This window comes from Streptodolium elevatio (genome assembly GCF_053592165.1).
In genome coordinates this window covers 1-26,390 of record NZ_JBSFVE010000008.1, presented here as the reverse complement: position 1 = coordinate 26,390, position 26,390 = coordinate 1, and the positions used below count along the sequence as shown (strand labels likewise).

Sequence of the window (26,390 nt, the reverse complement as noted above, 5' to 3'; positions counted from 1 at the left end):
TCCCTGGTGTGTTGCCTGGGCCACAAGGGCCGCGCCAAGCTGGTGCTCCGCACAAAGCCACCAGCGCACAAGCTATCTGCCACGGCACCCAGACTGTTCCGGAAGCGGCCACGGGACCGGATCGGCCGAGGAAGGAACCGGACGTGGGACTGTTCCGACGCGGGACGCGTGGGGGCGTCGATCGCGACGCGGCCTCCGCGGCCGTCGACCACCTGAGAGAGTTCGCCAAGAGCCGGCGCGGCGTCGAGGCGTACCTGGAGCCCACCACGACGGTGAGCGGGACGACGATCGTCCTGGTGGCCGACACGGGCGAGTGGACGCGGCGGCGGATCGCCGGGCCCGAGGCGGGGCGCTCGTTGGCCCGCAAGCTGAAGATCCCGCTCTACGAGGCCGGGATCGTCGGGTACCCGCAGCGCATGCGCGAGTGGACGCAGAAGAACCGCGGCACGAGCTGACGCGCGGCCCGCTCGCGCGCAGCGGACATCGCCGGGAGATGCGCGGGCGCCGGGACTTCGGGTCACGCCCGTCCGCAACAGCGGGGTCGACGCGGGGATTCCCGCACCGGCCCCGCCGTACGCGGATCAGATCGTGCCGTCGGCGACGTCGGCCGCCACCTGCACGAGAGTGCGCACCGCGACGCCCGTGCCGCCCTTGGCGGTGTAACCGGACACCTCGCCCTCGTTGTACGCCGGGCCGGCGATGTCCAGGTGCGCCCACGCCACGCCCTCGGCGACGAACTCGCGCAGGAACACGCCGGCCGACAGGCCGCCGCCCATGCGCTCGCCGATGTTCTTGATGTCGGCGATCGTCGAGTCCATCGAGCGGCGCAGCTCGGCCGGGGTCGGCATCGGCCACGAGGGCTCGCCGGTACGCTCGGCCGCGTCGTGCACGGCGCTGCGGAAGTCGTCGTCGTTGGCGATGATGCCGTACGTCTTGTTGCCGAGGGCCACCATCATCGCGCCGGTCAGGGTCGCGACGTCGATGATCTTCTCGGGGCTCTCCTCGCACGCGCGCGTGATGGCGTCGGCCAGCACCAGGCGGCCTTCGGCGTCGGTGTTCAGCACCTCGACCGTGCGCCCGCCGTACATCCGCAGGACGTCGCCGGGGCGCGTCGCGGTGCCGGACGGCATGTTCTCGGCGAGGGCCAGCCAGCCGGTGACGTTCACCTGGAGGCCGATGCGGGCGATCGCGGTCACCGCGCCCAGCACCGCGGCGGCGCCGGCCATGTCCATCTTCATGGTCTCGTTGGCGCCGGCGGGCTTGAGCGAGATGCCGCCCGAGTCGTACGTGATGCCCTTGCCGATCAGCGCGATCGTGCGCTTGGCCTTGGGGTGCGTGTAGCCGAGGCGGACCAGGCGGGGCGGGGTCGCGGAGCCCTGGCCGACGCCGAGGATGCCGCCGTACGCGCCCTTCGCGAGCGCCTTCTCGTCCATCACCTCGACCTTGAAGCCGAAGTTCTTGCCGAGGTCGACCGCGATGCCCGCGAAGACCTTCGGGTTCAGGTCGTTGGGCGGCGTGTTGACCAGGTCACGTGCCTTGTTGACGCTCTCCGCGACGACGAGGGCCTCCTCGAACGCCGCCTTGACCGCCTTGTCGCGCGCCTTCGCGCCGACCAGCACGACGTCCTTCACGGCCGGCTTGCGCCCCTCGAGGGAGTTCTCGCGGTAGGCGTCGAAGGTGTACGCGCCGAGCAGCACGCCCTGCGCGAACGCGCCGACCGACGCGGCGTCGCCCAGCGCGATCGCGACGGCGGCCTTCTTCAGCCCCGCCACGGCGCGCGCCGCGTTGCCGCCCGCCTTGCGCAGCTGGTCGGTGCCGAACCCGTCCTCGGGCGCGGCACCCAGGCCGACCGCGACGACCACGGGCGCCTTGAGCGACCCCGCGCCCGCGGCGGCCGGTACGCGGGTGATCTCGCCTTCCGCTCCGGTCGCGCCCAGCGCGGTGAGGACCGAGTCCAGCGCGCCACCGAAAGCGGTCTCGACAGCCTCGCCGCCGGCGACGACGGAAGGGCCGTCGTCGCCCTTGGCGAGTCCGATGACGACGGCGTCGGCGCGGAGCGTCGCCGCCGAGCTGGTGCTCAGGCTCAGAGTGGTCACGAGTGTCCTGTTCTCTTCTCGTCGATTGCCCGTCGAAGCGCGGAGTGCCCCCGGGGGTGCCGGGGTTCCGCCGGGGAACCTGGTGGGTCCCGCCATATGCCCACAGCATTACACGCCGGTGCACGGCACGCGTCAGCCTGTGGACAGGACCACCAATACGGTGGTGGCCGCCGTCTCGGTCAACGCGCCCAGCACGTCACCGGTGATGCCGCCGAAGCGGCGAACCGTATGCCACAGCAAGGCGGTTGCCGCCAGCATTCCGGCCCCGACGGCGATCGGCGGCCGTACCGGCCCGAGTTCGCCGGCCGCGCCGAGTCCGGCCGCGGCCGCGGCGAGCAGCACGGCGAGCCCGACGACGGTGGCCGGGCGGAGAGTTCCGGCCACCATGGCACCGAGCCCGCCGGGCCGCGCGGCGGGTACCCGACGCAGGCAGCCGAGCCCGATCGCGATCCGCCCGCACACCACCGCGACGACCAGTGCGACGGCGGCCGCGTCGGCGCCGTGCCGCGCGCCGGTCTGCGTGAGTGCGGCGGTCTGGGCGAGCAGCGTGAACAGCAGCGCGAGGACGCCGAACGGGCCGATGTCGGACGCCTTCATGATGCGCAGCGCGCCCTCGGGTGGCTTGCCGGACCCGAGCCCGTCCGCGACGTCGGCGAGCCCGTCGAGATGCAGGCCGCGGGTGAGCAGCGCGAGCGAGCCGAGTGCGAGGACGGCGGCGAGCAGCGGGCCGGTGTCCGCGTACGACGCCACCGCGAGGACTCCGGCGGCGAGCCCGCCGAGGACCAGGCCGACCAGCGGGGCCGCGGCCATCGCCCGGCCGGCCACCGCCCGGTCGACGTTCGGGACGCGGACGGGCAGCACCGACAGTGTGCCGAACGCGAGGCGCAGGCCGTCACCGGTGCGCGCGACGCCCGGCCCGGTGGGTGCGGGCGGATCCGGTCGCGCGGGTGGGTCGGGCGGAGAGCTCACGGAGACGCGGGCGGCGTGTGCTTGAGAAAGGACGGCTGGCCGGTGTCGGGGTCGACGTACCGCGGGCCGACGCCGGGAGTCGGACCGGCGGAGACACCTGACTCGGGTTCCCGGCCCGCCTCGACGGCGCTGCCGTCGCCCGGCCACGTGTCGTCGGACGAGTCGCCCGCGTCGTCGCCGGTGCCGTCGGCGGGCGCGGCCTCGGCGGCACCCGCTTCCTCTCCGGGCTCCTTCTCGTCTTCGTCCCTTGCGTCTTCTTCCGCTGCGTCGACCGGGAGTTCGGCGGCCAGGCAGGCCGCGGCCCGCACGATCGGCAGCGCCAGCAGCGCGCCGGTGGCCTCGCCGTACCGGAGCTTGTAGTCGAGCAGCGGCTCCAGCGCCATGCGGTCGAGCGCCTTCGCGTGGCTCGGCTCGGGCGTCACGTGGCCGGCCAGCCACCAGTCCGGGGCGCGGTACGCGATGCGCTGCACCACCAGCGCGGAAGCCGCCGACGCCACCCCGTCCAGCACCACCGGAGTACGCCGGATGGCCGCTTGCAGCAGGAACCCGCTCATCGCGGCGAAGTCCGCCCCGCCGGACACCGCGAGCAGCCGCAGCGGATCGCCGAGCACCGGCCGCGCGCGCCGGAGCGCGTCGCGGATCGCGGCGCACTTGCGGATCCAGGTGGCGTCGTCGATGCCCGAGCCGCGGCCGATGGCGGCCGCCGCGTCCGTTCCGGTCAGCGCGCCGATGAGGACGGCCGCGGCCGTCGTGCTGCCGACCCCGATGTCGCCGATCACCAGCAGGTCCGCGCCGCCGTCGATCTCGGCGTCGGCGACCTCCATGCCGGTGCGGAACGCCTGTTCGGCCTCCGCGGTGGTGAGGGCGTCGTGCCGGTCGATGCTGCCGCTGGCCGTGCGTACCCGGTGCCGGGTGACCGCGTCGGGCAGCAGTGCGGCGTCGGTGTCGACGGCCATGTCGACCACCCGGACGCTCGCGCCGTAGAGCCCGGCGAGCAGCCCCACGGCTCCGCCGCCGGACACCGCCTCGCGGACGGCCCGTGCGGTGTGTCCGGCCGGGTGGGCCGAGACGTTCTTCCCGGCGATGCCGTGGTCGCCCGCGAAGACGACGACGCGCGGAGCCGTCACCGGTCGCCCGGCGTCTCCGCGTACGCCCGCGAGCCACACTGCGACGTCCTCGAGACGCCCCAGGGATCCGGCCGATCCGGTCTGCTTCGGCAGTCGCGCGCGCAGCCGTGCCCGCGCCTCGTCGTCGGGCCGTTCGACGAGGGCGGAGAGCGAGTCGAGGTCGATAGTCATCGCGGGTCAGCGTAGTGCGTGGGGGTGCGGGACGGGACCGAGGAGGGGAGCGCCGCGGGCCGCGCGCGGCCGGGGGCGATCAGCGTGCCGGGCAGGCGGCCCGGACTACGCGCCCGCGATCAGTTCGGACAGCGGGACCGCCGAGTCCGCGAGCCGCTCCGGGTCGACCGGGCGGCCGCTCGTGACCAGGTCGCGGATCGGGTCGGTGACGTCCCATACGTTCACGTTCATGCCCGCCAGCACGTGCCCGCCGGACAACCAGAAGGCGATGAACTCGCGGGCCTCGCGGTCGCCGCGGAAGACGACCTGGTCGTAGGAGCCGGGGGCGACGTACCCCGTGTACTCCATGCCGAGGTCGTATTGGTCGGTGAAGAAGTACGGCACCCGGTCGTACTGCACGTCCTGCCCCAGCATCGCCTTGGCCGCCGTCTGCGGCTGGTTGAGCGCGTTCGCCCAGTGCTCCACCCGGATGTGCCTGCCGAGCAGCGGGTGGAAGGCGTTGGCCACATCGCCCGCCGCGAAGACGTCGGGGTCGGACGTCCGCAAACGGGCGTCGACGAGCACGCCGTTGCCGACGGTCAGCCCGGCGTCCTCGGCAAGTTGGGTGTTCGGGCGGATGCCGACGCCGACGACCACGGCGTCCGCGTCGACCGTGGAGCCGTCGGCGAGGCGCACTCCCGTCGCCCGCCCGCCGTCGCCGAGGATCTCCGCCACCTGGACGCCGCACCGCAGGTCGACGCCATGGCTCGTGTGCAGGTCGGCGAACACCTGGGCGGCCTCGGGGCCGAGCGGTCCCAGCAGCGGCAGTTCGGCGGCCTCCAGCACGGTCACCGCGACCCCGGCGGTACGCGCGACCGCCGCGCTCTCCAGGCCGATCCAGCCGGCGCCGATCACCACGACGCGGTCGGCGGCGGCGAAGGCCTCCTTGAGCCGGTCGCTGTCGGCCAGCCGCCGCAGGTACAGGACACCGTCGAGGTCCCCGCCGGGCAGCGGGAGGCGGCACGGGGAGGAACCCGTGGCGAGCAGCAGTTTGGCGTACCGCAGCCGGGACCCGTCGTCGCAGGCCAGTTCGCGGGAGGCGGTGTCCAGGGCAGTCGCGGTGAGGCCGAGGCGCAGGTCGACGTCGTTCTCGCGGTACCACTCCGCCGTGTGCACGAAGACGTCGTCGCGATCGCTCTTGCCCAGGAGGTAGCCCTTGGACAGCGGAGGCCGCTCGTACGGCCGCTCCCGCTCGTCGCCCAGCAGCACGATCCGCCCGGTGAAGCCCTCCCCGCGCAACGTCTCGGCCGCCTTGGCGCCGGCGAGACCGGCTCCCACGATGACGAATGCGTTGTCGTCCGCCATGTCGCTCCTCAGGTCGCTTCCACGGGCTCGGGTGTGCGACTCCAGTTTCGCCCTCTTTCGGGCGATTCCGAGGGATCAACTCCGGGCGTGCCGCGGCTTCCTGGGCAGCCCGCGCAGGGTGAGGGACAGGCCGGCCACCACGAGCAGCACCTCGTCCGACTCCGCGGCGATCGCCGCGTTGAGCCGACCCAGCTCGTCGCGGAAGCGCCGCCCCGACGACGTGGGTGGCACGACGCCGCTGCCGACCTCGTTGCCGACCGCGACCAGCGGCGCCCGGCAGGCCCGCCACGCGGCGGCGAGTTCGTCGACGCGCGCCCGCACCGCGTCACACGCGCCGGAGTCCCAGGCCTCGTCGTCCCACGCACCGCATTCGTCCATCACCGCGGTGAGCCACAGCGACAGGCAGTCGATCAGCATCGGGCCGGCCGCGGCACCGATGAGCGCGGCCAGGTCGGTCGATTCCACCGTCGTCCAGGAGGCGGGGCGCCGGTCGCGGTGCGCGGCCACCCGCGTCGCCCACTCGGCGTCGCCGTCGCGCGTGCCGCCGGTCGCGACATAGACGACGTCGGGGACGGCGGAGAGGCGGCGCTCCGCCTCGGCGGACTTGCCGGAGCGGGCACCGCCGAGGATGAGCGTGCGGTGCGGGCGCACCGGCTGCCGGTCGGGGTCGGCGCCGAGGCGTACGACGCCGCCATCCGACACCGCACGCGCGCCCCACGCCGCCAGCCTGCGCTGCAACTCCTCGCCCGGCGGCGCCTCATGCGACAAGTGCACGGCGAGTACGTCGGTCTCCTCCGTCACCGCGCCCTCGCGCCGCAGTGCGGCCAGCCGCTCTGGCCACGCCACGACGTCCAACAGGACGGCGTCGTAGGGACGTCCGTCCGCCCACGCGGGTGCGGCCTCCGCCTCGGGAGCGAGCACCGAGGAGGGTATGTAGAGCAGGCGGGCCCCGCCGGGCCCGGTCACGGCGTAGGCGACCCGCCCCGGCGAGCCGCCCGGCAGCACCCGCACATGGTGGCTGCCCAGCGTGAACTGCTCGCCCGGCTCGACGGTTTGCCACGGCGGCCCGCCCGCGGTGGGGGCGGGCAAGCCGGACGGCGGACCGGACGGGGCCGCGACCAGGTCGAGCCCCGCGGCCGGCAGCCAGCCGAGGGACGCGCTCTCCCCCGGGCCGCTGAGCAGAAGGTGGCGTACGCCGGTGAGCGGGCGCGCCGCCCGGGCCGCCGCGTGCGCGGGCTCGGGCCCGCAGTCGATCAGCAGCGTGCCGTCGACCAGCACGCAGCTGGGCTCGCGCACCGCGGATCCGGTGCAGCCCAGGCAGGAGGCACATGTGCAGAACGGCTGCGGCCAGCCCCGCGGTCCGGCCGTGCCGAGGAACGTCAACTCCATGGTGTTCTGCGCTACTCCCGAGCGGTACGGCGTTACGGAATGTCTGGTGGGTCCCGGTCGGCTACTGTGCGGACCGTTCATGAGCTGATGTCGAAGAGATCCGGTGCCGCCGAATCCGCCCGAAACCCGTGGTAGTCGGACGGAATCCGGCAGAACCCGACCGAAGGAGCCCACGATGATGTGGCAGTGGCGGTACGAGAACGCGGAGGGCGCCCCGGTCTCCGGCCCGAAGTCCGAGGAGTTCTCGAACCAGTCGGACGCGGAGTCCTGGCTCGGCGAGAACTGGCGCGGACTGCTCGACGCGGGGGTCGAGCAGGTCAGCCTGCTCGAAGGCGACGACGTGGTCTACTCCGCGATGAGCCTGCGCGCGGCCGAGTAACCGAGTCGAGTAGCCGGTCGAGCCGCGCCCGGTCGGGCAGTCCACGAGTCGCGCAGTGCACCCAGTCGCGCGGTGCACCCGGCCTAGCAGTGCACCCGGTCGGGCGTCCGCCGGGCGACGCGTTGGGGGGCGGTCCGGAGGCCCGGACCGCCCCCCAACGCGGTTCACCGCATCAGGGCCGGGTGGCCGGGCTCTGGGTCTGTGCCGCGTCGCGCTCCACGAACGGTTCGAGGATGACGTCGATCTTCGACAGCAGCTCCTCCTCGAGCTTCACGCCCGCCGCCTTCACGTTCTCGGTGACCTGCTCGGGGCGCGACGCCCCGATGATCGCCGCCGAGACGTTCGGGTTCTGCAGCACCCACGCCACCGCGAGCTGCGCCATCGTGAGCCCGGCCGACTCGGCCAGCGGGCGCAGCGACTGCACGGCGGTGAGCAACTCGTCGCCCATCATCCGCGAGATGAAGTTCTGGCCGCCCTTGTCGTCGGTCGCGCGCGAACCGGCCGGCGGGGCCTGGCCCGGCAGGTACTTGCCGGTGAGCACGCCCTGCGCGATCGGCGACCATACGATCTGGCCGAGGCCCAGGTCCTCGCTGGTCGGCACGACCTCGGTCTCGATGACACGCCAGAGCATCGAGTACTGCGGCTGGTTCGAGATGAACGGCACGCGCAGTTCGCGAGCCAGGTCGGCGCCCGCGCGGATCTGCTCCGCGTTCCACTCCGAGACGCCGATATAGAGCGCCTTGCCGGAGCGCACGACGTCGGCGAACGCCAGCATCGTCTCTTCCAGCGGAGTCGAGTGGTCGAAACGGTGCGCCTGGTACAGGTCGACGTAGTCGGTGCCGAGGCGCGTCAGCGACGCGTCGATCGACTCCATGATGTGCTTGCGGGACAGCCCGCGGTCGTTGCGGCCGGGGCCGGTCGGCCAGTAGACCTTGGTGAAGATCTCCAGGCCCTCGCGCCGCTCGCCCTTGAGCGCGCGGCCGAGCACGGACTCGGCGCGCGTCTCGGCGTACACGTCGGCGGTGTCGAAGGTGGTGATCCCGGCGTCGAGGGCGGCGCGCACACAAGCGAGCGCGGCCTCCTCCTCGACCTGGGAACCGTGCGTCAGCCAGTTGCCGTACGCGATCTCACTGATGACCAGACCACTGCGGCCGAGGTGTCGGAACTCCATGGGCACCAGCCTATGCCGGGCCTCAGCGGATGGTCTTCTCACCCACCAAGTGCAGCGTGGCGGCGATGCCGCGGTACGGGTCGCCCCGCCCGGCCTCCTCCTCGACGGCGACCAGGTTCTGCCAGGTCTTGCCGCCGCGCGGTGGTGCGGGCTCCTCGGGACGCAGCGCGCTGAACACGCCGACGCCGTACCACGCGAGCACCGGCGTACCGAGATCGGCGAGGACGGTCGACAGTCCTTCGGGAGAGTCGGTGCGCACGCCGTCGCCCGCGCCCAGGTCGCGCGACGCCAGCGCCTTGCGGGTGGCGGACCACTCGCCGGCGGTGCCGGGCCGCATCGCGGCCGCGGCGCCGTTGACGGCGGTGACGGACAGCAGGCCGCCGGCGTTCAGGATGCGGGCGAGCGCGGCGAGCATCGCGTCCGGCTCGGCCAGGTCCTCGAGCACGCCGTGGCACAGCGCGAGGTCGAAGCTGCCGGGGGAGAAGTGCCGTCCGGCCTCGCTGCCGTCGCCCTCGACGAGGCGCAGCCGGGCGCGTACGTCCTCCGGCTCGCCGGCCATGCCGTCGTGCAGCGCGGTCAACAGCAAGGTGTCGGTGCTCACCGCGGTCACGCTGTGGCCCGCACGGGCGAGCAGCAGGGCCGGGGTGGCGGGGCCGCAGCCGACGTCCAGGACGGTCAGCGGGCCGCGCGAGCGAAGGCGGACCAGGTGCTCGGCGAGCTGCCGGGACACGATCTCGCGCTGGACGCTCGTGTTCAGGTCCGTGGGCCAGGTGGTCGCGTCGTGCAGGGCGGTCGTCATGGTGCTCCGTCGTGGGGGACTGAGTTCGCCGTGTTCGAGTTCGCCGGTGTCGCCGGTGGAGCGCGCCCCGGTGCCGGCAGTGCCCGGCGCCGCGGGACTGCCGTGGCGCGGGTGGGGTACGTCCGGCCCGCGCCCGCTCCGCGTCAGATCTTCTCGCCGCGCTTGACCTGCGGCTTGGGCAGGCGGAGGCGACGCATCTGGAGCGACCTCATGATGGCGTACGGGGTGCAGCCCTTGAGGTTGGCGTCCGGGAAGCGCTTGCGCAGCTGCTTCTTGAGCGTGAAGTTGAGCCGGAACGAGTCCAGGATGATCAGGACGATCGCGAAGGCCCACGCGAGAAGCGAGATGTTCTTGAGGGTCGCGCTCGGCATGATGCTCATGATGAGGATGAGCACGGCGGACGGCAGGAAGAACTCCGCCGCCGAGATACGCGAGTCGACGAAGTCGCGGCAGAAGCGCCGGACCGGCCCCTTGTCGCGTACCGGGAGCGCGCGCTCGTCGCCCGTGATCAGCGCGGTCCGCTGCGCCTCGCGGTCCTCGCGGGCCCGCTGGCGTGCCACTTTCGAGGCTTCCTTGCGGTCCTTGGGCGGGGTCACGCGCGTCTTGCGGTTGGCCTGGGCCTCGCTGCGCTTGGGCGTGGGGCGGCCCTTCGGGGCCTCGGGGTCGCGGACCTCCGACTCGACGGTGACCGTCTCGGGGGCCTCGGACTCTGCCTGGGAACGACGTCTGAACACGCCACCAGGGTACGTGTCCCGGCAAGCCCTCCGGACATGCGTCCGGCTCCCGGGGCGATCGGCTGCCGCCTCGTGCTGATGGACTGCCCTCCTGCCGGAAGGTCCATTCGCCATTTAGGCTGGTACAGCGCACAGCTTGCCTACGAAGGGGGCGCGCGAGGCTCATGACCGGCGTTATGAAGCGGATGGCGATGATCTTCCGCGCAAAGGCGAACAAAACGCTCGACAAGTACGAGGATCCTCGCGAAATGCTGGATTACTCGTACCAGAAGCAACTTGAGCTGTTGCAGAAGGTGCGTCGTGGTGTGGCCGACGTCGCGACCTCCCGCAAGCGCCTCGAACTCCAGCTCCGCCAGCTCGAGCAGCAGGCGGCCAAGCACGAGGACCAGGGCCGCAAGGCGCTGTCGCTCGGACGCGAGGACCTGGCGCGCGAGGCTTTGACCCGGCGTAGCGGCATCCAGCAGCAGATCGGCGACCTCCAACTGCAGTACCAGCAGCTGCAGTCGGAGGAGGAGAAGCTCACGCTGGCCTCGCAGCGGCTGCAGGCGCGCGTGGACGCGTTCCGGATCCGCAAGGAGACCATCAAGGCGACGTACACCGCCTCCGAGGCGCAGGCCAACATCGGCGGCGCGATCGCCGGCATCTCGGAGGAGATGTCCGACGTCGGCCTGGCGATGCAGCGTGCGGAGGACAAGACCGCGCAGATGCAGGCGCGGGCCGGGGCGATCGACGAGCTGCTCGCCTCCGGCGCGCTCGACGACCCGACCGGGATGACCAAGGACGACATCACCGCCGAGCTGGAGCGGCTTTCCAGCGGGTCCGATGTCGAGCTGGAGCTCATGCGCATGAAGCAGGAGCTCGGGCAGGCGCCGACGCCCGCACCGCAGGCGCTGGGCCAGGGGCAGCCGCAGGCCCTCGGCCAGGGCCGGCCGACCGCGCCCGGTACGCAGGCGCCGCAGCAGGCCGACCCCGAGTACCACCCCCGGTTCGAGAAGCAAGGGGAGTAACCATGATCGTCCGCATCATGGGCGAGGGGCAGCTGGACGTCGCCGACGAGCACATCGCGGCACTGGACCTGCTGGACAACGCGATCGAGTCGGCCGTCGAGGCGGACGACGAGGCGGCGTTCCGCGCCGCGCTCGTCGCCCTCCTGGACCGGGTGCGCGAGGTGGGCACGCCCGTGCCGGACGACGTGCTCGAACCTTCGCAGCTGATCCTCCCCGCCGCGGACGCGCACGTGGACGACGTCCGCGAGTTGTTCAAGGAAGGCGGGCTGATCCCCGGCTGAGTCCGGCCCGGTCCGGGCGGGGCCCATGCGGGCCCGGTGCGCCGCCCGGACAAGGTCGGTCAGCTTTCGGCGAGCCGGTGTCGCAGCATGGTGACGGTCCCGTCGAAGGTGCGGGTCTCGACGAGTTCGAGCCGCCGACGCAGGCCGGATTTCCGCAGCACCGGGCGTCCACCGCTCAGCAGCACCGGATGCACGAAGATCCGGTACTCGTCGACCGCACCCTGCTCGGTCAGGTACGACGCCAGTTCCGAGCCGCCGAACAGCACCAGGTCCCGCCCGGCCGCCTTGATCGCGGCCAGCTCCGCGACCACGTTGTCGTTGACGACGCGGGTGTTCCAGTCGGCCTTCTCCAGCGTGTGCGACACGACGACCTTGTCCGCCGCCCGCCACACCGGCGCGAATGCCAGGTCGTGCGGGTGCTGCGAGTGTTCCTCGGCGTTCGGCCAGTACGACGCCATGAGCTCGAAGACCACGCGGCCGTAGAGGAACACCTTGTCGCCGCCGGTGAGCTCGTGCGAGTAGGCGGAGAGTTCCGGGCCCATGGACGGCCAGTCGAACTCGCCGTTCGGCCCCTCGATGTAGCCGTCGAGCGACTGGTGCACGAAGTGGATGAGCTTGCCCATGATGATCGCCCTGCCTTTGCGTCGGTCCTGATGCGCCTTCCCGGCGCGCTCTCGACCGGTACGTCGGAGCGCCTCGACGCTTCTCGACACCTCTCGCGAAATTTCCCGAACTTTTTCGTCCACCCTGCGGACCGCCTGTAGAGACCCTCCCCGGAACACGCGCTCACGAGGTGGGCAGCAGAACGGGCCCGGTCGGGGGTGCCGACCGGGCCCGTCGCGGGAGCTTCGGTGCGCTACGGGAGCGCGAGCATCTGGTTGAGCGCCTGGTTGGCGAACTTCTGCGTGTCGGGATCGACCTGGATGCGATTGACGACCTTGCCGTCTACCAGGGACTCCAGCGCCCACACCAGGTGGGGCAGGTCGATGCGGTTCATCGTCGAGCAGAAGCAGACGGTCTTGTCGAGGAACACCACCTGCTTGTCCGGGTGCGCGTTGGCGAGCCGGCGGACCAGGTTGAGCTCGGTGCCGATGGCCCACGCGCTGCCGGGCGCGGCCGCGTCCAGGGCCTTGATGATGTATTCGGTCGAGCCCACGTAGTCGGCCGCGGTGACGACCTCGTGCTTGCACTCCGGGTGCACGAGCACGTTCACGCCGGGTATGCGGTTGCGGACGTCCTCGACCGAGTCGAGGCCGAAGCGCCCGTGCACCGAGCAGTGGCCGCGCCACAGGATCATCTTGGCCGCGCGGAGCTGGTCGGGGGTGACGCCGCCGCCCGGCTTGTGCGGGTTGTAGACCACGCAGTCGTCGAGCGAGAAGCCCATCTCCAGCACGGCGGTGTTGCGGCCGAGGTGCTGGTCCGGCATGAACAGGACCTTCTCGCCCTGCTCGAAGGCCCACTCCAGGGCGCGCTTGGCGTTGGAGGAGGTGCAGATCGTGCCGTTGTGGCGGCCGGTGAACGCCTTGATGTCGGCCGAGGAGTTCATGTACGAGACGGGGACCGTCACGTCGGCTATGCCCGCGTCGGTCAGGACGTCCCAGCACTCCTCGACCTGGTCGTACGTCGCCATGTCGGCCATCGAGCAGCCCGCGGCGAGGTCCGGCAGGATCACCTGCTGGCCGTCGTTGGTCAGGATGTCCGCGCTCTCGGCCATGAAGTGCACGCCGCAGAAGACGATGTACGGAGCGTCCGGCCGGGCCGCCGCCTCGCGCGCGAGCTTGAACGAGTCGCCGGTCACGTCGGCGAACTGGATGACCTCGTCGCGCTGGTAGTGGTGGCCGAGTATGAAGACGGAGTCGCCGAGCTTCTCCTTCGCGGCCCGGGCGCGCGCGACCAGCGTGGGGTCGGCCGGGTTCGGCAGGTCGCCGGGGCACTCGACGCCGCGCTCGCTGTACGGGTCGGCGCCGCGGCCCAGGAGCAGCAGCGCCAGCGGGGTCGCCTCGACGCCCGGCGGCAGGTCCAGATCGTTGGTCGCGGTCACGGTGCCCATCCTTTTCGTCTAACTGACGCAATGGATACTACCTTGATTTCGTCGGATTGACGAGAGTGGGTCCTGCTTACACGATTCACGCGACGCGGCTCACAATGCCGGGCCCGCCCCGCCACGGTCGGCGGTATGCGACCATGAACGGATCGGGCCTGGAATAGAAACCAGGGCACCGTTCGTTGCGGACGGTGATAGCCGTATCCAGCACCGAACCACCACGTGGGAGCTTCCAGATGACGGTCAAGGACGAGACCACGACCAGTGGCGTCATCCTCACCGATGAGGCCGCGGCCAAGGTCAAGGCCCTGCTCGAGCAGGAGGGTCGCGACGACCTCGCGCTGCGCGTGCAGGTCCAGCCGGGCGGCTGTTCCGGTATGCGCTACCAGCTGTACTTCGACGAGCGCTCGCTCGACGGCGACTCCGTCCAGGAGTTCGGTGGCGTGCGTGTGGTCACCGACCGCATGAGCGTTCCGTACCTCGGCGGCGCGACCATCGACTTCGTCGACACCATCGAGAAGCAGGGCTTCACGATCGACAACCCGAACGCGGCCGGCTCCTGCGCCTGCGGCGACTCGTTCAGCTGACGCGACCCGTTCGGCCGAGTGGCGCCTGCGGCGATTCGTTCGGCTGATCTTCGGCGGCGGTGACGCCGCGGGCGCCACGAACACAACTGCGGCGGCAGTCCTCACCGAGGACTGCCGCCGCAGTTTGCTGTCCGGAGAAGGGGTGTCAGTGAAGAGGCGTCAGTCGCCGAACTCCGCGAGGCCGGCGACCATCGCCGCACCGCGCGCCGGGACCTCGACGGCCGGGGCGGTCGGCGAGAACGGCGTCGTCGGGAGGGGCTTGGCGACGTGCGGAGTCGTCCACGACACGTCGATCCGGGCGCAGTCGCCGCGCAGCTCGGCCATCGACTCGGCCTCGGCCTTCGGCGGAAGGTACGAGCGCACCTGGCCGGACGAAGCAGACATTAAGCACTCCTCGCGATGAAGCCGGGATAAATCGCCGCAAAGTCGCGGCCACGTCCTCAGCCTATTTCGCACACTGCGTGACCGCACCGTCTACCGATGGGTAGTTTCCGGCCGCCGCGCCGCCCCCGTCGCGCGTTCCGGCCGCCCGATCAGCCCACCCGCCGGCAAGCGCACGTCCACCGGCGGCAACCGGTCTGTCGCGGCGCGCACCACGCAACCTCCGGGGCCGGTACCGTGAACGGGCCTTCCGGCGCCGGGCCTGCTCGCGGCGCCGCCCCCTCATCCCAGGAGCAAGCCCGTGCGCATCGCCGTGACGGGGTCGATCGCCACCGACCACCTGATGACCTTCCCCGGCCGTTTCGCGGACCAGCTCCTTCCCGAGGAGCTGCACCGGGTATCGCTCTCGTTCCTCGTGGACACCCTCGACGTACGCCGGGGCGGTTGCGCCCCGAACATCTGCTTCGGAATGGGCTGCCTCGGCCTCAAGCCGATCCTCGTGGGCGCCGCGGGCGCTGACTTCACCGACTACCGCTCCTGGCTGGACCGGCACCGCGTGGACACCCACTCGGTGCACATCTCCGAGACGCACCACACCGCGCGATTCCTGTGCACCACGGACGAGGACCACAACCAGATCGCGTCCTTCTACACCGGCGCGATGAGCGAGGCCCGCGAGATCGAACTGCGCCCGATCGCCGAGCGCGTGGGCGGCCTCGACCTGGTGGTCATCGCCGCCAACGACCCCGAGGCGATGCTGCGGCACAGCGAGGAGTGCCGGGAGCGCGGCTACACCTTCGCCGCCGACCCCTCGCAGCAGCTCGCGCGCATGGGCAAGCACGACATCCGCAGCCTGGTCGACGGCGCCGCGTACCTGTTCACCAACGAGTACGAGGCCGCCCTCATCGAGGAGAAGACCGGCTGGTCCAGCGAGGAGATCCTGGACCGCGTCGGCATCCGCGTCACCACGCTCGGCCCCAAGGGCGTGCGCATCGACCGGCGCGGCGAGGCGACCATCCGCGTCGAATGCGCGCTGGAGCGCAAGAAGGCCGACCCGACCGGCGTCGGTGACGCCTTCCGGGCCGGCTTCCTGGCGGGCCTCGCCTGGGGGCTCGACCTGGAGCGCTCGGCTCAGGTCGGCTGCATGCTGGCCACGCTGGTGATCGAGACGGTCGGCACACAGGAGTACTCGCTGCGCCGCGCGCCGTTCCTGGAGCGGTTCGCGCAGGCGTACGGCGACGCGGCCGCCGCGGACGTGAGCGCGCACCTCACCGTCTGAACGCCGTCCGGTTCCGTCGGAGCCCGGCCGGCACCGCGGGCGATCGCGGACAGCCGCGAACGGCCGCGGATCGGACCGCCGTTCACGAGCGCCGGACGAGGTAGGCCGTGCCGCCCGCCTCGCCCGGCCGCTCGCCGACGTACTCGTTGCCCGTCATGTCGCACCACGCCGGGACGTCCAGCCGCGCGGCCTCGTCGTCGGACAGCACCGCCACCACCGCACCCCTCGGCACCTCGCCGATGTGCCGGGCCAGTTCGATGACCGGGATCGGGCAGCGGCGGCCGAGCGTGTCCAGCACCAGCGCGGGGACGTCGTCCGCCGGGACGGACTCGTCCGCGGCCTGCCCCGCGACGGCCGCCGGGTCCGGGGCCGGCACCGTCGCCGCGCCGCCCGCGCTCGTCACCGCGCGCAGGTCGGCCACGATTCCCGGCAGCACCGCGAGGAAGCGGTCGACCTCGGCCTCCGGCGTGCCCTGCGGCAGCGAGACGCGCACATTGCCTTGCGACAACACGCCCATGGCTTCCAGGACATGACTCGGCGTCAGCGTGGACGAGGTGCACGACGAGCCCGACGAGACCGCGAACCCGGCGCGGTCCAGTGCGGTGAGCAGGGCCTCGCCGTCGACGTACAGGCACGAGAACGTCACCAGATGGGGGAGCCGGGCGACCGGGTCGCCGACCACCTCGGTGTCCGGGACGGTCCGCGGGACGCGTTCGCGGATCTTGTCGACGAGCAACGACAGCCGCCGGTTCTCGTCGTCGGACGTCGTCGCCATCGCGCCGAGTGCGACCGCCGCCGACACGATCGCCGGGACGTTCACGAACCCGGGTACGCGCCGGGCCTCGCGCTCGTCGTACGGCAGCGGCGAGACGTACCGGGTGCCCTTGCGCACCACCAGCACGCCGACGCCGGCCGGGCCGCCCCACTTGTGCGCGCTCGCGGCGAGCACCGACCAGCCTTCCGGCACCGCGACACGCCCGACCGACTGTGCGGCGTCGACGACAAGCGGAATGCCGCGCGCGGCGCACAGTTCGGCCACCTCGGCGACCGGCTGGAGCGTGCCCACCTCGTGGTTCGCGCTCTGCACGGCCACGGCCGCGGTGTCGTCGCGCAGCGCGGCTTCGAGCGCCTTGAGGTCCACGCGTCCGGTGCGGTCCACCACCGTCCGGGTGATTTCCCCGCCGCCCGCCTCGTGCAGTTCGGCGGCGTGCAGCACCGAGGAGTGTTCGACCGCGCTGACCACCGCGTGCGCGCCGACACGGCGTCGGCCGGCGAGCGTGCCGAGCAGCCCCAACTGCGCGGCCTGGGTGCCCGATCCGGTGAAGACCACCTCGTCCGGACGCGCGCCGAGTACCGTCGCGACGGTCTCGCGGGCGGCGTCCAGCAGCATGCGGGCCCGCCGGCCGTCGTGGTACTGCCGCGCGGGGTCCGCCCAGCCCTCCTCCATTGCGCTGAGGAAAGCCGAGCGCGCGGCAGTGTTCAGGGGTTCGGCGGAGGCCGCGTCGAAGTACGCCATACAGGGACGGTAGTCCGCCTTCCGGCCGGTGCGTGAACCGGCTGTTCGAGTGCGCGTTCGCGGGTCGCGCCCGGGAACTTCACTCGATCGGACGGCTCATCACATTCCTCTTTTCCGCCACACCGGACCTCGGCGCGCGACCCGAATACCGCTCCAGTAGGGTTGCCCCGCAGAAACATCCAAACCTGCCCGTGCGACGGACCGCCGGGGGATGAAGTTCCCCGTCAGCACGCCGTTATGGGCGAGACATTCGGGAAGGCGCTACGTGAGTCCCTACGGCTCCGACCGCTCGCCGCGGCGCTGGATGCGGCGCAGGGTGCCGCAGCTGCTGGCTCTGGGCCTCGTCACCGCGACCGCCACCGGCTGCTCCGTCGACTCCAAGGATCTGCCCAGACTCGGACTGCCGAACCCGGCGACCGAGCAGGGCCACAGGGTTCTCTCACTCTGGCAGGGCTCCTGGATCGCAGCCCTCATCGTCGGCGTTGTCGTGTGGGGGCTCATCCTGTGGAGCATCGTGTTCCACCGGCGCAGTCGCACGAAGCAGGAGATCCCGCCGCAGACCCGGTACAACCTCCCGCTCGAGGTCCTGTACACGGTGATCCCCGGCATCATCATCGCGGTCTTCTTCTACTTCACCGCGCGCGACGAGACCAAGATCCAGGAAACCACCAAGAGGTCGGACCCGGCGTTCCAGTCGGTCAACGTCATCGAGGTGGCCGCTTTCCAGTGGCAGTGGGCCTTCAACTACAAGGAAGGCCCGATGAACAAGACCGGCGCGGTCTATGACACCGGGTCGACCCAGGACATCCCCACGCTCTACCTGCCGCAGGGTCAGAAGGTGCAGTTCGAACTGAACTCGCCCGACGTGATCCACTCGTTCTACGTGCCGTCGTTCCTCTACAAGCTGGACGTCATCCCCGGCAAGACGAACAAGTTCGAGATCACGCCCGAGGTCTTGGGCGACTACGACGGCAAGTGCGCGGAGCTGTGTGGCGCCGACCATTCCCGCATGCTCTTCAAGGTGAAGATCGTCACCCCCGAGGAGTACCAGCGTCACCTGGCGCTGCTGAAGGAACAGGGTCAGACCGGGGCCGTTCGCAGCCAGATCAACATGCCGGCCCAGGCTGAGCACACCCCGGGAAGTGAAAAGTGACCATCCTCAACGAGCCACAGAGCGTGGCGGTGGGCGCGACGGGGGTGCGTCGCAAGAAGGCCCCCGGCAACGCCGTGGTCAAGTGGATGACGACCACTGACCACAAGACCATCGGCAGCCTGTACCTCATCACGTCGTTCGTCTTCTTCTGCATCGGCGGTGTGCTGGCGCTGTTCATGCGCGCCGAGCTCGCCCGTCCGGGCACGCAGGTGATGTCGAACGAGCAATTCAACCAGGCGTTCACGATGCACGGCACGATCATGCTGCTGATGTTCGCGACGCCGCTGTTCGCCGGCTTCACGAACTGGATCATGCCGCTGCAGATCGGCGCGCCCGACGTGGCGTTCCCGCGGCTGAACATGTTCGCCTACTGGCTCTACCTGTTCGGCTCGATCATCGCGGTGGCCGGCTTCCTCACCCCGCAGGGTGCGGCGGACTTCGGCTGGTTCGCGTACGCGCCGCTGTCGGACTCGATCCGGTCTCCCGGAATCGGCGCCGACATGTGGATCATGGGCCTGGCGATGTCCGGCTTCGGCACGATCCTCGGTGCGGTCAACTTCATCACGACCATCATCGCGATGCGCGCGCCCGGTCTGACGATGTTCCGCATGTCGATCTTCTGCTGGAACGTCCTGCTGACCTCGATCCTGGTCCTGATGGCGTTCCCGGTCCTGGCCGCCGCGCTGTTCGCGCTGGAGGCCGACCGCAAGTTCGGCACCCATATCTTCGATCCGGCCAACGGCGGACCGATCCTGTGGCAGCACCTCTTCTGGTTCTTCGGACACCCAGAGGTGTACATCATCGCGTTGCCGTTCTTCGGCATCGTCTCCGAGGTCATCCCGGTCTTCGCCCGCAAGCCGATGTTCGGCTACAAGGGCCTGATCGGCGCGACCATCGCGATCGCCGGTCTCTCGGTCACCGTGTGGGCACACCACATGTTCGTGACCGGGTCGGTCCTGCTGCCGTTCTTCTCGTTCATGACGTTCCTCATCGCGGTGCCCACCGGTGTGAAGTTCTTCAACTGGATCGGCACGATGTGGCGCGGCTCGCTGTCCTTCGAGACACCGATGCTGTGGACGATCGGCTTCCTCGTGACGTTCGTGTTCGGCGGTCTGACGGGTGTCATCCTCGCGTCGCCGCCGCTCGACTTCGCGGTGTCCGACACGTACTTCGTCGTCGCGCACTTCCACTACGTGGTGTTCGGCACCGTCGTGTTCGCGATGTTCGCCGGCTTCCACTTCTGGTGGCCGAAGTTCACCGGCAAGATGCTGGACGAGCGCCTCGGCAAGATCACCTTCTGGACGCTGTTCATCGGCTTCCACACCACGTTCCTGGTGCAGCACTGGCTGGGTGCGGAGGGCATGCCGCGGCGGTACGCGGACTACCTCGACTCAGACGGCTACACGTCGCTGAACATGGTGTCGACGATCGGCTCGTTCCTGCTGGGCCTGTCGATCCTGCCGTTCCTCTACAACGTGTGGAAGACGCACAAGTACGGCAAGAAGATCACCGTGGACGACCCGTGGGGCTACGGCCGTTCGCTCGAATGGGCGACGTCCTGCCCGCCGCCGCGGCACAACTTCACCTCGATGCCGCGCATCCGTTCGGAGTCGCCGGCCTTCGACCTCCACCACCCGGAGATCGCCGCCCTGGACTACCTGGGCGACGACAGGCAGGCCGTCTCGGCGGGCAAGGAGAGTGAGCGGTGAAGTTCACCGGTGCGCTCATGACGCTGGTCGCGCTGTTCATCCTTCCGGTCACCATCATCTATTGGGTGCTCTCGGAAGACCCGACCGGAACCACGGCGCTGGCCCTGGCCTTCGGTCTGTCGATCATGATCGGCTACTACCTCTGGTTCACCGCGCGGCGCAGCGAGCTGCTGCCGCAGGACAACGAAGAGGGCGATGTCGCCGACGACGCGGGCGAGCTGGGCTTCTTCAGCCCGCACAGCTGGGCTCCGCTCATGCTCGCCTGCGGCAGCGCGTTGATGTTCCTCGGCGTCATCTTCGGCTGGTGGCTCTGCTACTTCGGGGCCCCGATCGTCGGAATCGCTCTGTTCGGGTGGGTCTTCGAGTACTACCGCGGAGAGAACCAGAACCAGTGATCCGCTGAGAGGCCCCGGGTCTCGGATCACCAGGACACACGCGAGGCCGGTCACCCAGATGGGTGACCGGCTTCGTCCATTCGGATCATTTGCCGGTCGTACCGCAACAAATTGGCCGAGCGATCGCACGCGCATGCGTGTGTGGTGCGGCCCCGGTTCCCGGAGTTGTCACTGTTGTGTGACTGTCTCCGGAATCCGGAACCCCGTGCGCTGAGGGGGCGTCAAAAACAGCGCATACGGTTCGCAGCAGGTCTGCGCAAGCGATAAGGGAGGGATCGCGTGCCCCGCATCACAGGAGCGACGCGTACGGGGGCCACCAGGCTGGCCGCGGGACTGCTCGTCGTACCGCTGGCATTGCTGACCGCGTGTTCGTCGGGCGGTGGGAAGGCCGACCCCAAGGAGTCCGGCGGCGCGATATCCGCCGACCAGGTCGGCGGCGGGGGCAAGAACAAGCCGGCGGCCCCGCCCGCGGCACTGGCCATCGCGCCCGCGGACGGTGCGAAGTCGGTGGAGACCGACGGCGCGCTGGCGGTCGACGCGACGAACGGCAAGGTCACCTCGGTGACGGTCACCGACGCCAAGGGGAAGGCCGTCGAGGGCAAGACGTCGGCGGACGGGGCCAAGTGGACCCCCGCGACGCCGCTGGCCAACAACACCAAGTACACGGTCGCCGCGAAGGCGGCGAACGCCGACGGCGTCGAGGTCACCGCGAACAGCAGCTTCACCACCGTGGCTGCGGGCAAGAACTTCGAGTACTCCTACATGCCCGACGGCGACTCCGGCGCGACGCTGGGCGTCGGTACGGTCATCTCGCTCAAGTTCGACCGGCCGATCAAGGACAAGGCCGCGGTCGAGCGGAACCTGAGCGTCGTCGCCGAGCCCGCGGTCGAGGGTTCGTGGGCCTGGGTCATGGATCACGACGGCAAGGAGCGCGTCGACTACCGCCCCAAGGCGTACTGGCAGCCGGGCACCAAGGTGACTTGGAAGGCCAACCTCGCGGGCGCCAAGTCGGCGGACGGCACGTACGGCACCCAGAACCGCGGCGGCACCTTCACCATCGGCGACTCGATCGTGGCGACCGCCGACCTCAAGTCCAAGCAGATGACCGTCAAGAAGAACGGCGAGGTCATCAACACGCTGCCGATCTCCGCCGGTGGTCCGTCGTACCCGACCTGGACCGGCACGATGGTCGTCATGGACAAGGTCGACGGCATCGACATGAACTCCGAGACGGTCGGCCTGCCCGGCGAGTACAACATGAAGAACGTGCGGTACGCGGTGCACATGACGTCGTCCGGCACCTACGCACACGCCGCGCCGTGGAACGAGGGCAAGTTCGGCAAGCTGAACGACTCGCACGGCTGCATCGGCATGAGCACGGCCAACGCCGGCAAGTTCTTCGACACCGTGAACACCGGTGACGTCATCGAGGTCGTCAACGGGACCGAGAAGAAGGTCAAGTACGGCAACGGCTGGGGCGACTGGAACGCGGACTGGGACACCTGGCTGAAGGCGAGCGCGCTGGCCAACCCCGGTGCCACCATCACCCCGCTGGGTTCCGCCTCGTAACACCCGCACACCGTGCGCACGCGGGGGCCGTCTCCTGGGAGGCGGCCCCCGCGGCGTTCCCGGAGACGGGACGCGCCCGCGCATACGTGTGATCTTTGAGCCCGAATGGGTGCACCAACGATCCTTCTTGATCAATTCAGGTGACACTTGATCAGACAGTGCCCCCTGACGCAGGAGGTTCCGGGTGCGCGCCATCACGGTTCCCTTCGGTCCCCAGCGCCTGCTGCGGCCGATAGCCCTGACGACGGCGGCGATGCTGGCCCTCGGGGGCTGCGCGATATTCGGGACGGACGCCAAGCCGGCGCCCAAACCCACGGTCAGCACCGCCCGATTCACCATGACGCCGCAGGACGGCAGCGCGGCGGTGGCCCCGGAGAGCGTGGTCACCGTCGGCTCCGGCGGCGGCGTGTTGTCCGGCGTCAGCCTGACGGCCGCCGACGGTACGGCCGTTCCCGGCAGCATCAGCCCAGGCGGCGCCTCGTGGCACAGCGAGAAGCCCCTTCAGTACGGCACCAAGTACACCGTGCAGGCCACCGCCGTGGACGGCCACGGCCTGACCTCGACCCGCAGTTCCACCTTCACCACCGCGACCCCGACGGCGATCGTCTCCGCCAAGGAGGTCCTGCCGGAGAAGGGCAGCACGGTCGGTGTCGGTATGCCGATCAGCATCGAGTTCGACCAGAAGATCGAGGACCCCGCGGCGCGGGAGGCGGTCGAGAAGCGGCTCGTCGTCACCGCCAGCACGCCTGTCGAGGGCGCCTGGGGCTGGGTCGACGAGCAGACCGTGCGGTTCCGCCCCAAGACCTACTGGCCGGCCGGGACCGAGGTGACCGTGTCCAGCGACCTGTACGGCGTGCCCATGGGCGGCGGCGTGTACGGCGGACCGGGCACCATCACGGACTTCACCATCGGCGACGCGTTCGTCGCGACCGTCGACTCGGCCGCCCACCAGATGACGGTGACGCGCAACGGCGAGGTCCTGCGTACCGTCCCGGTGACCACCGGCAAGCCCGGCTTCACCACGCGCGCCGGGACCAAGGTGATCCTCGGCAAGGAGGAGCACGTCCTGATGGACGGCACCACCGTCGGTATCGCCGAGGGCAGTTCGGAGGGCTACCGGCTCGACGTCTACTGGGCCGCCCGGGTGACGTGGAGCGGCGAGTACCTGCACGCCGCGCCCTGGTCGGTCGGTTCGCAGGGCAGCGCCAACGTCAGCCACGGCTGCGTCGGGATGAGCACCGAGAACGCACGCTGGTTCTTCGGCGAGGTCAGGGTCGGAGACGTGGTCAACGTCGTGAACACCGGCAGCAGCAAGTCGATGGAGCTGTCCGGCAACGGGTACGGCGAATGGAACATGTCGTTCGACCAGTGGCTCGGCCAGAGCGTGGCGGGCTCGACGACGACGGAGCCGGCGACGGCCGCCTGACGGGCCGCCGGGCCGCATCCGGCACGCGGTCGACCCCTGCACCCGTGGTGGGCGCAGGGGTCGACGGCGTGACGGCGTGCGGTCGGGGTCGGCCGGTCCGGGCCGGCTGGCGTGGGTCGGCTGGCGTGGGTCGGTTCGGGTGGATCAGCCGGTCGCGCGGTCGATCGCGGTCTGCAGGATCTGCGGTGCGAACTCGGTGGCGAACGGCCCGCCTTGCAGGTAGCCGATCACGACGATCGTCTTGCCGGATCGGATGTAGCCCTCGTAGCCGCGATACGAATCGGGGGCGTGGTCCCACTTCCAGATCGGCGCGTCCGCGGTGCCCAACTGCGTCAGCGACGCGCCGGGGTACCGCGCCTGGCAGGTTGCCGCGGCGGCGGCGAGCTTCGCCTCGGCCGCCTGGGCCTCGGCCTCGGTGGCGAAGGTCGCGATGGTCTCGGTGACGTTGCCGATCGCCTGCCCCGGGCCCGACGGCACCCCGAAGGAGTGGGAAGTACGCAGCATTTCCGTCGTGGGCGGCACCTCGACACCCGTGATGTACACGTCCGGGTGGCTCGCGTTGACGGTGGTCCACGTCGAGGGAAGGCAGAACACGCTGGGGGACACCCGGTTCTCCGCGGCGGTTCCCGACCAGGTGCCCTGGGCGTACTCCGGCTGGGTCCAGCCTCCGGCCACGGCGGGCAGGTCGGCGGAGCGCAGCGCCTTGGGGGACAGGGGTCCCTGCGTCCCGGCCGGCGGTTCGGCGCACCAGGGCCCGTACGAAAGACCCTGTTCGGCGGAGTACTGCTGCAAGGCCCCCATGGCCGACAGCGGCATCTGCCCGCCCGGCGGGGCGGTCGCATCAGAGGAGGCAGTCGAGCCGGACGGATTGGGCTTGACCTCCATCGGACCCCCGCCGGGCGGACATGAGGCGGTCGGCCCGGCCGGCTGCCCGGTGGCCCGGCCGTCGGAACCGCCGAGCGCGACGAACCCGGTCGCGATCATCCCGGCGGCCGCCGCGGCGGCGACGCCCGCCGCCGTGCGGTGGCGCAGCTTGCGCCGGGTGCCCCGGGCGCGGGTCTCGCTCGCCGGCGAGATGACAACCGCCGGCTCGATGTCGTCCACCAGGCCGCGGAGGCGGCGGTCGAGGTCGTCGGTCATGGTCATGGTCTCCCTGTCTGCGTGCCTGCGTGTGTACGTCTGCGCGTGCGCAGGTGCGTGTGTGCGTTGTGACGGGACGTCAGCGGGTGCTGGAGGGGGCCGGGGCGGGTTCGGCGGCGGATTCCTCGCCAAGGTGTTCGGCGAGTGCCTGCCGGGCCCGGAAGAGCCGGGTCCGCACCGCGCCTGCCGAGCAGCCCAGTTCGCGGGCGACCGCCTCGGCGGGCAGGTCGTACAGGTGGAACAGGACGACCACGCGTCGCTGGTCCTTCGGCAGCTTCTGCAGCGCCGCCACCAGGGCCACGTGGTCCGGCCCCAACTCCGGGACCGCGGACGGGGAACCGTGCCGGACGTGGGCCCGCAGCCGGTTCCGTGCCTTGCGCCAGGAACTGATCGCGAGACGCTGCGCCACCACGCGGACCCAGCCGCCGGGATCGCCGTCGGCCTGGAGCCGGGTCCACTTGGCCCACGCCCTGGCGTACGCCTCCTGGACCGCGTCCTCGGCGTCCGCCAGGTTGCCGGTCAGGGCGTAGACCGCCGCGACCATGCGCCGCGCCGTCGCGGCGTAGAACGCGTCGAACTCCGCACGGGCGGTGGCGGCGGACGCCGCCGCGGCCACCGCGTCCTCCGCCGCCCCCGCGTTGTTGCCGGCGTCCCGCGCGTCCCCGGCCGCCGGCTCCTGCCCGGTGCCGGGGGCGGCACCGTGCCCCGCGTCGTCGTCCCGCATCCCCTGCCGACCCTGCCGCATCCCGTGACCCGTCCCCTTGGCGCCTGCTGACGTCCTATACACGCGGGAGGGAGCACGGATGTTACGCGGTGGCCGGAAAGGCGCCCAGGAGGCCGCTCAGGGCCGTGCGGGGGCGCGTATGCGGGCACGCAAAGGCCGAGGGCCCCACCGGAACTCCGGTGGGGCCCTCGGCCCGCTGATGTGGCGTCAGCAGTCGGATCAGTGGTGGCCGTGGCCGCTCGTGATCTCCTCGTACTCCGCGGCGGTCGGCTTCTCGATCGGCTCGGCGAAGTACCAGCGCGACAGGCGCACCCGCAGCTTCTCGCCGGGCTTGAGCTTGCGCGCCACGCCGTTCTCGTCGACCGCGGGCGGCAGTTCGGCCGCGGCCGGCTGCTCGTGCGCGGTCAGGAAGAAGCGCTTCTCGGCGTCGAGGGGCTCGTGCACCTCGATGAACTCGCCGTGCGGGAGCTTCTTGATGATGCCGGTCTCGCGGCCGTGCAGGACCTTGTCGCGGTCCCGGCGCTGCAGCGCCATCGCGATCCGGCGGGCCACCACGAAGGCGAGCACCGGGGCGACGAAGAACAGCACGCGCATGGTCCACGTGATCGCGTTGATCGACAGATGGAAGTGCGTGGCGATGATGTCGTTGCCGCCACCGATCCACAGCACCAGGTACATCGCGATCCACGCGGCACCGAGGCCGGTGCGGACCGGCACGTTGCGCGGGCGGTCGAGCAGGTGGTGCTCGCGCTTGTCACCGGTGACCCACGCCTCCAGCCACGGGTACGCCGCGATGAAGGTGAACATCACACCCGGTACGACCAGCGACGGGATCAGCACGTTCCAGCTGATCGTGTGGCCCCAGAGGTTGGTCTCCCAGTTCGGCATGATGCGCAGGGAGCCTTCGAGGAAGCCGATGTACCAGTCGGGTTGGGAACCGGCGGTGATCTGCCCTGGGTTGTACGGACCGTACGACCAGATCGGGTTGATCTGCACCAGG

Annotated in this window: 25 protein-coding genes and 1 pseudogene; 11 read left to right on the top strand and 15 right to left on the bottom strand. The window is 70.9% G+C overall.

From position 1 onward, the window contains the following. Positions 1 to 143 precede the first annotated feature (143 nt). A complete protein-coding gene (locus ACWD12_RS16545) occupies positions 144 to 455 on the top strand; it encodes a hypothetical protein (RefSeq protein ID WP_358361884.1) in 312 nt (103 codons plus the stop codon). A gap of 126 nt (positions 456 to 581) precedes the next feature. Here ACWD12_RS16545 and ACWD12_RS16540 read toward each other — a convergent pair whose 3' ends face one another. The 5 genes from ACWD12_RS16540 to ACWD12_RS16520 form a co-directional block, all read right to left on the bottom strand. Next, positions 582 to 2,096, bottom strand: a complete 1,515-nt coding sequence (locus ACWD12_RS16540; protein WP_450100099.1) for a leucyl aminopeptidase — start codon at positions 2,094 to 2,096, stop codon at positions 582 to 584. A gap of 132 nt (positions 2,097 to 2,228) precedes the next feature. Continuing rightward, a complete protein-coding gene (locus tag ACWD12_RS16535) occupies positions 2,229 to 3,065 on the bottom strand; it encodes an adenosylcobinamide-GDP ribazoletransferase (protein ID WP_450100098.1) in 837 nt (278 codons plus the stop codon). After that, entirely contained in the window at positions 3,062 to 4,363 is a 1,302-nt protein-coding gene (gene cobT, locus ACWD12_RS16530; protein WP_450100097.1) for a nicotinate-nucleotide--dimethylbenzimidazole phosphoribosyltransferase, read from the bottom strand. Before cobT ends, ACWD12_RS16535 begins: the two co-directional genes overlap by 4 nt. Positions 4,364 to 4,468: 105 nt before the next feature. Further along, the gene (locus tag ACWD12_RS16525; protein ID WP_450100096.1) at positions 4,469 to 5,707 is read right to left on the bottom strand and encodes an NAD(P)/FAD-dependent oxidoreductase; all 1,239 of its coding nucleotides are present in this window, start codon (positions 5,705 to 5,707) and stop codon (positions 4,469 to 4,471) included. Positions 5,708 to 5,782: 75 nt separating this feature from the next. Then, positions 5,783 to 7,096, bottom strand: coding sequence for a bifunctional adenosylcobinamide kinase/adenosylcobinamide-phosphate guanylyltransferase (locus ACWD12_RS16520; protein WP_450100095.1), 1,314 nt, complete (start codon positions 7,094 to 7,096; stop codon positions 5,783 to 5,785). Between the two features lie 175 nt (positions 7,097 to 7,271). On the opposite strand from ACWD12_RS16520, the gene ACWD12_RS16515 reads away from it, so the two are divergent. Further along, a complete protein-coding gene (locus ACWD12_RS16515) occupies positions 7,272 to 7,475 on the top strand; it encodes a hypothetical protein (protein WP_358361872.1) in 204 nt (67 codons plus the stop codon). 172 nt (positions 7,476 to 7,647) lie between these two features. On the opposite strand, the gene ACWD12_RS16510 is transcribed toward ACWD12_RS16515, so the two are convergent. From ACWD12_RS16510 to ACWD12_RS16500, 3 genes are all read right to left on the bottom strand, one after another. Beyond that, positions 7,648 to 8,646 (bottom strand): aldo/keto reductase family protein, encoded by a 999-nt coding sequence (locus ACWD12_RS16510; RefSeq protein ID WP_450100094.1) that lies wholly within the window; start codon positions 8,644 to 8,646, stop codon positions 7,648 to 7,650. 22 nt (positions 8,647 to 8,668) lie between these two features. Next, positions 8,669 to 9,445 (bottom strand): class I SAM-dependent methyltransferase, encoded by a 777-nt coding sequence (locus ACWD12_RS16505; protein ID WP_358361869.1) that lies wholly within the window; start codon positions 9,443 to 9,445, stop codon positions 8,669 to 8,671. Between the two features lie 143 nt (positions 9,446 to 9,588). Then, positions 9,589 to 10,179 carry a DUF3043 domain-containing protein gene (locus tag ACWD12_RS16500; RefSeq protein ID WP_358361866.1) on the bottom strand — a complete coding sequence of 197 codons (591 nt, stop codon included), beginning with the start codon at positions 10,177 to 10,179 and terminating at the stop codon, positions 9,589 to 9,591. 176 nt (positions 10,180 to 10,355) lie between these two features. Here ACWD12_RS16500 and ACWD12_RS16495 point away from each other — a divergent pair, with 176 nt between their 5' ends. Together ACWD12_RS16495 and pspAA are read left to right on the top strand one after the other, a co-directional pair. Continuing rightward, the gene (locus tag ACWD12_RS16495) at positions 10,356 to 11,186 is read left to right on the top strand and encodes a PspA/IM30 family protein (RefSeq protein ID WP_358361893.1); all 831 of its coding nucleotides are present in this window, start codon (positions 10,356 to 10,358) and stop codon (positions 11,184 to 11,186) included. Positions 11,187 to 11,188: 2 nt separating this feature from the next. Beyond that, a complete protein-coding gene (gene pspAA, locus ACWD12_RS16490) occupies positions 11,189 to 11,467 on the top strand; it encodes a PspA-associated protein PspAA (protein WP_358361863.1) in 279 nt (92 codons plus the stop codon). A gap of 59 nt (positions 11,468 to 11,526) precedes the next feature. Here pspAA and ACWD12_RS16485 read toward each other — a convergent pair whose 3' ends face one another. Next, positions 11,527 to 12,090: a dihydrofolate reductase family protein gene (locus ACWD12_RS16485; RefSeq protein WP_450100093.1), complete on the bottom strand. Its 564-nt coding sequence runs from the start codon at positions 12,088 to 12,090 to the stop codon at positions 11,527 to 11,529. A 233-nt stretch (positions 12,091 to 12,323) separates the two neighbouring features. Then, entirely contained in the window at positions 12,324 to 13,517 is a 1,194-nt protein-coding gene (gene nadA, locus ACWD12_RS16480) for a quinolinate synthase NadA (RefSeq protein WP_358361856.1), read from the bottom strand. A gap of 230 nt (positions 13,518 to 13,747) precedes the next feature. Between nadA and ACWD12_RS16475 the strand changes: the two genes are divergently transcribed. Next, positions 13,748 to 14,098 (top strand): HesB/IscA family protein, encoded by a 351-nt coding sequence (locus ACWD12_RS16475; RefSeq protein ID WP_235055879.1) that lies wholly within the window; start codon positions 13,748 to 13,750, stop codon positions 14,096 to 14,098. A 159-nt stretch (positions 14,099 to 14,257) separates the two neighbouring features. Here ACWD12_RS16475 and ACWD12_RS16470 read toward each other — a convergent pair whose 3' ends face one another. Next, positions 14,258 to 14,482 (bottom strand): hypothetical protein, encoded by a 225-nt coding sequence (locus ACWD12_RS16470; RefSeq protein ID WP_358361853.1) that lies wholly within the window; start codon positions 14,480 to 14,482, stop codon positions 14,258 to 14,260. Positions 14,483 to 14,780: 298 nt separating this feature from the next. Between ACWD12_RS16470 and ACWD12_RS16465 the strand changes: the two genes are divergently transcribed. Continuing rightward, complete coding sequence (locus ACWD12_RS16465) at positions 14,781 to 15,758, top strand: carbohydrate kinase family protein (protein ID WP_450100092.1); 978 nt, start codon at positions 14,781 to 14,783, stop codon at positions 15,756 to 15,758. A gap of 82 nt (positions 15,759 to 15,840) precedes the next feature. Here the strand turns inward: ACWD12_RS16465 and ACWD12_RS16460 are convergent, their stop codons facing one another. Continuing rightward, entirely contained in the window at positions 15,841 to 17,274 is a 1,434-nt protein-coding gene (locus ACWD12_RS16460) for an aminotransferase class V-fold PLP-dependent enzyme (protein ID WP_450100091.1), read from the bottom strand. Positions 17,275 to 17,539: 265 nt separating this feature from the next. Here ACWD12_RS16460 and ctaC point away from each other — a divergent pair, with 265 nt between their 5' ends. The 5 genes from ctaC (at position 17,540) to ACWD12_RS16435 (ending at position 23,526) form a co-directional block, all read left to right on the top strand. Next, positions 17,540 to 18,427: an aa3-type cytochrome oxidase subunit II gene (gene ctaC / locus ACWD12_RS16455; RefSeq protein ID WP_358361846.1), complete on the top strand. Its 888-nt coding sequence runs from the start codon at positions 17,540 to 17,542 to the stop codon at positions 18,425 to 18,427. Next, positions 18,424 to 20,136 (top strand): aa3-type cytochrome oxidase subunit I, encoded by a 1,713-nt coding sequence (gene ctaD / locus ACWD12_RS16450; RefSeq protein ID WP_358361843.1) that lies wholly within the window; start codon positions 18,424 to 18,426, stop codon positions 20,134 to 20,136. The genes ctaC and ctaD overlap by 4 nt, the downstream gene beginning before the upstream one ends. Next, positions 20,133 to 20,531, top strand: coding sequence for a cytochrome c oxidase subunit 4 (locus ACWD12_RS16445; protein WP_358361841.1), 399 nt, complete (start codon positions 20,133 to 20,135; stop codon positions 20,529 to 20,531). The genes ctaD and ACWD12_RS16445 overlap by 4 nt, the downstream gene beginning before the upstream one ends. A 279-nt stretch (positions 20,532 to 20,810) precedes the next feature. Continuing rightward, positions 20,811 to 22,100 (top strand): L,D-transpeptidase, encoded by a 1,290-nt coding sequence (locus ACWD12_RS16440; RefSeq protein ID WP_358361837.1) that lies wholly within the window; start codon positions 20,811 to 20,813, stop codon positions 22,098 to 22,100. Between the two features lie 184 nt (positions 22,101 to 22,284). Next, positions 22,285 to 23,526: an Ig-like domain-containing protein gene (locus ACWD12_RS16435; RefSeq protein ID WP_450100090.1), complete on the top strand. Its 1,242-nt coding sequence runs from the start codon at positions 22,285 to 22,287 to the stop codon at positions 23,524 to 23,526. A 144-nt stretch (positions 23,527 to 23,670) separates the two neighbouring features. On the opposite strand, the gene ACWD12_RS16430 is transcribed toward ACWD12_RS16435, so the two are convergent. The 3 genes and pseudogenes from ACWD12_RS16430 to ACWD12_RS16420 form a co-directional block, all read right to left on the bottom strand. Then, positions 23,671 to 24,672: a hypothetical protein gene (locus ACWD12_RS16430; RefSeq protein WP_450100089.1), complete on the bottom strand. Its 1,002-nt coding sequence runs from the start codon at positions 24,670 to 24,672 to the stop codon at positions 23,671 to 23,673. Between the two features lie 73 nt (positions 24,673 to 24,745). Further along, the gene (locus tag ACWD12_RS16425) at positions 24,746 to 25,210 is read right to left on the bottom strand and encodes an RNA polymerase sigma factor (protein ID WP_450100255.1); all 465 of its coding nucleotides are present in this window, start codon (positions 25,208 to 25,210) and stop codon (positions 24,746 to 24,748) included. A gap of 399 nt (positions 25,211 to 25,609) precedes the next feature. Next, a pseudogene (locus ACWD12_RS16420) lies at positions 25,610 to 26,390 on the bottom strand (ubiquinol-cytochrome c reductase cytochrome b subunit); the annotation flags it as partial.

What these genes read in the sequence shown, in the direction of transcription:
- cobT (WP_450100097.1), bottom strand. Translation starts at nt 4,363, where the DNA reads ATGACTATCGACCTCGACTCGCTCTCCGCCCTCGTCGAACGGCCCGAC.
- ACWD12_RS16525 (WP_450100096.1), bottom strand. Translation starts at nt 5,707, where the DNA reads ATGGCGGACGACAACGCATTCGTCATCGTGGGAGCCGGTCTCGCCGGC.
- ACWD12_RS16520 (WP_450100095.1), bottom strand. Translation starts at nt 7,096, where the DNA reads ATGGAGTTGACGTTCCTCGGCACGGCCGGACCGCGGGGCTGGCCGCAG.
- ACWD12_RS16515 (WP_358361872.1), top strand. Translation starts at nt 7,272, where the DNA reads ATGATGTGGCAGTGGCGGTACGAGAACGCGGAGGGCGCCCCGGTCTCC.
- ACWD12_RS16510 (WP_450100094.1), bottom strand. Translation starts at nt 8,646, where the DNA reads ATGGAGTTCCGACACCTCGGCCGCAGTGGTCTGGTCATCAGTGAGATC.
- ACWD12_RS16505 (WP_358361869.1), bottom strand. Translation starts at nt 9,445, where the DNA reads ATGACGACCGCCCTGCACGACGCGACCACCTGGCCCACGGACCTGAAC.
- ACWD12_RS16495 (WP_358361893.1), top strand. Translation starts at nt 10,356, where the DNA reads ATGAAGCGGATGGCGATGATCTTCCGCGCAAAGGCGAACAAAACGCTC.
- pspAA (WP_358361863.1), top strand. Translation starts at nt 11,189, where the DNA reads ATGATCGTCCGCATCATGGGCGAGGGGCAGCTGGACGTCGCCGACGAG.
- ACWD12_RS16485 (WP_450100093.1), bottom strand. Translation starts at nt 12,090, where the DNA reads ATGGGCAAGCTCATCCACTTCGTGCACCAGTCGCTCGACGGCTACATC.
- nadA (WP_358361856.1), bottom strand. Translation starts at nt 13,517, where the DNA reads ATGGGCACCGTGACCGCGACCAACGATCTGGACCTGCCGCCGGGCGTC.
- ACWD12_RS16475 (WP_235055879.1), top strand. Translation starts at nt 13,748, where the DNA reads ATGACGGTCAAGGACGAGACCACGACCAGTGGCGTCATCCTCACCGAT.
- ACWD12_RS16470 (WP_358361853.1), bottom strand. Translation starts at nt 14,482, where the DNA reads ATGTCTGCTTCGTCCGGCCAGGTGCGCTCGTACCTTCCGCCGAAGGCC.
- ACWD12_RS16460 (WP_450100091.1), bottom strand. Translation starts at nt 17,274, where the DNA reads ATGGCGTACTTCGACGCGGCCTCCGCCGAACCCCTGAACACTGCCGCG.
- ACWD12_RS16430 (WP_450100089.1), bottom strand. Translation starts at nt 24,672, where the DNA reads ATGACCATGACCGACGACCTCGACCGCCGCCTCCGCGGCCTGGTGGAC.
- ACWD12_RS16425 (WP_450100255.1), bottom strand. Translation starts at nt 25,210, where the DNA reads ATGGTCGCGGCGGTCTACGCCCTGACCGGCAACCTGGCGGACGCCGAG.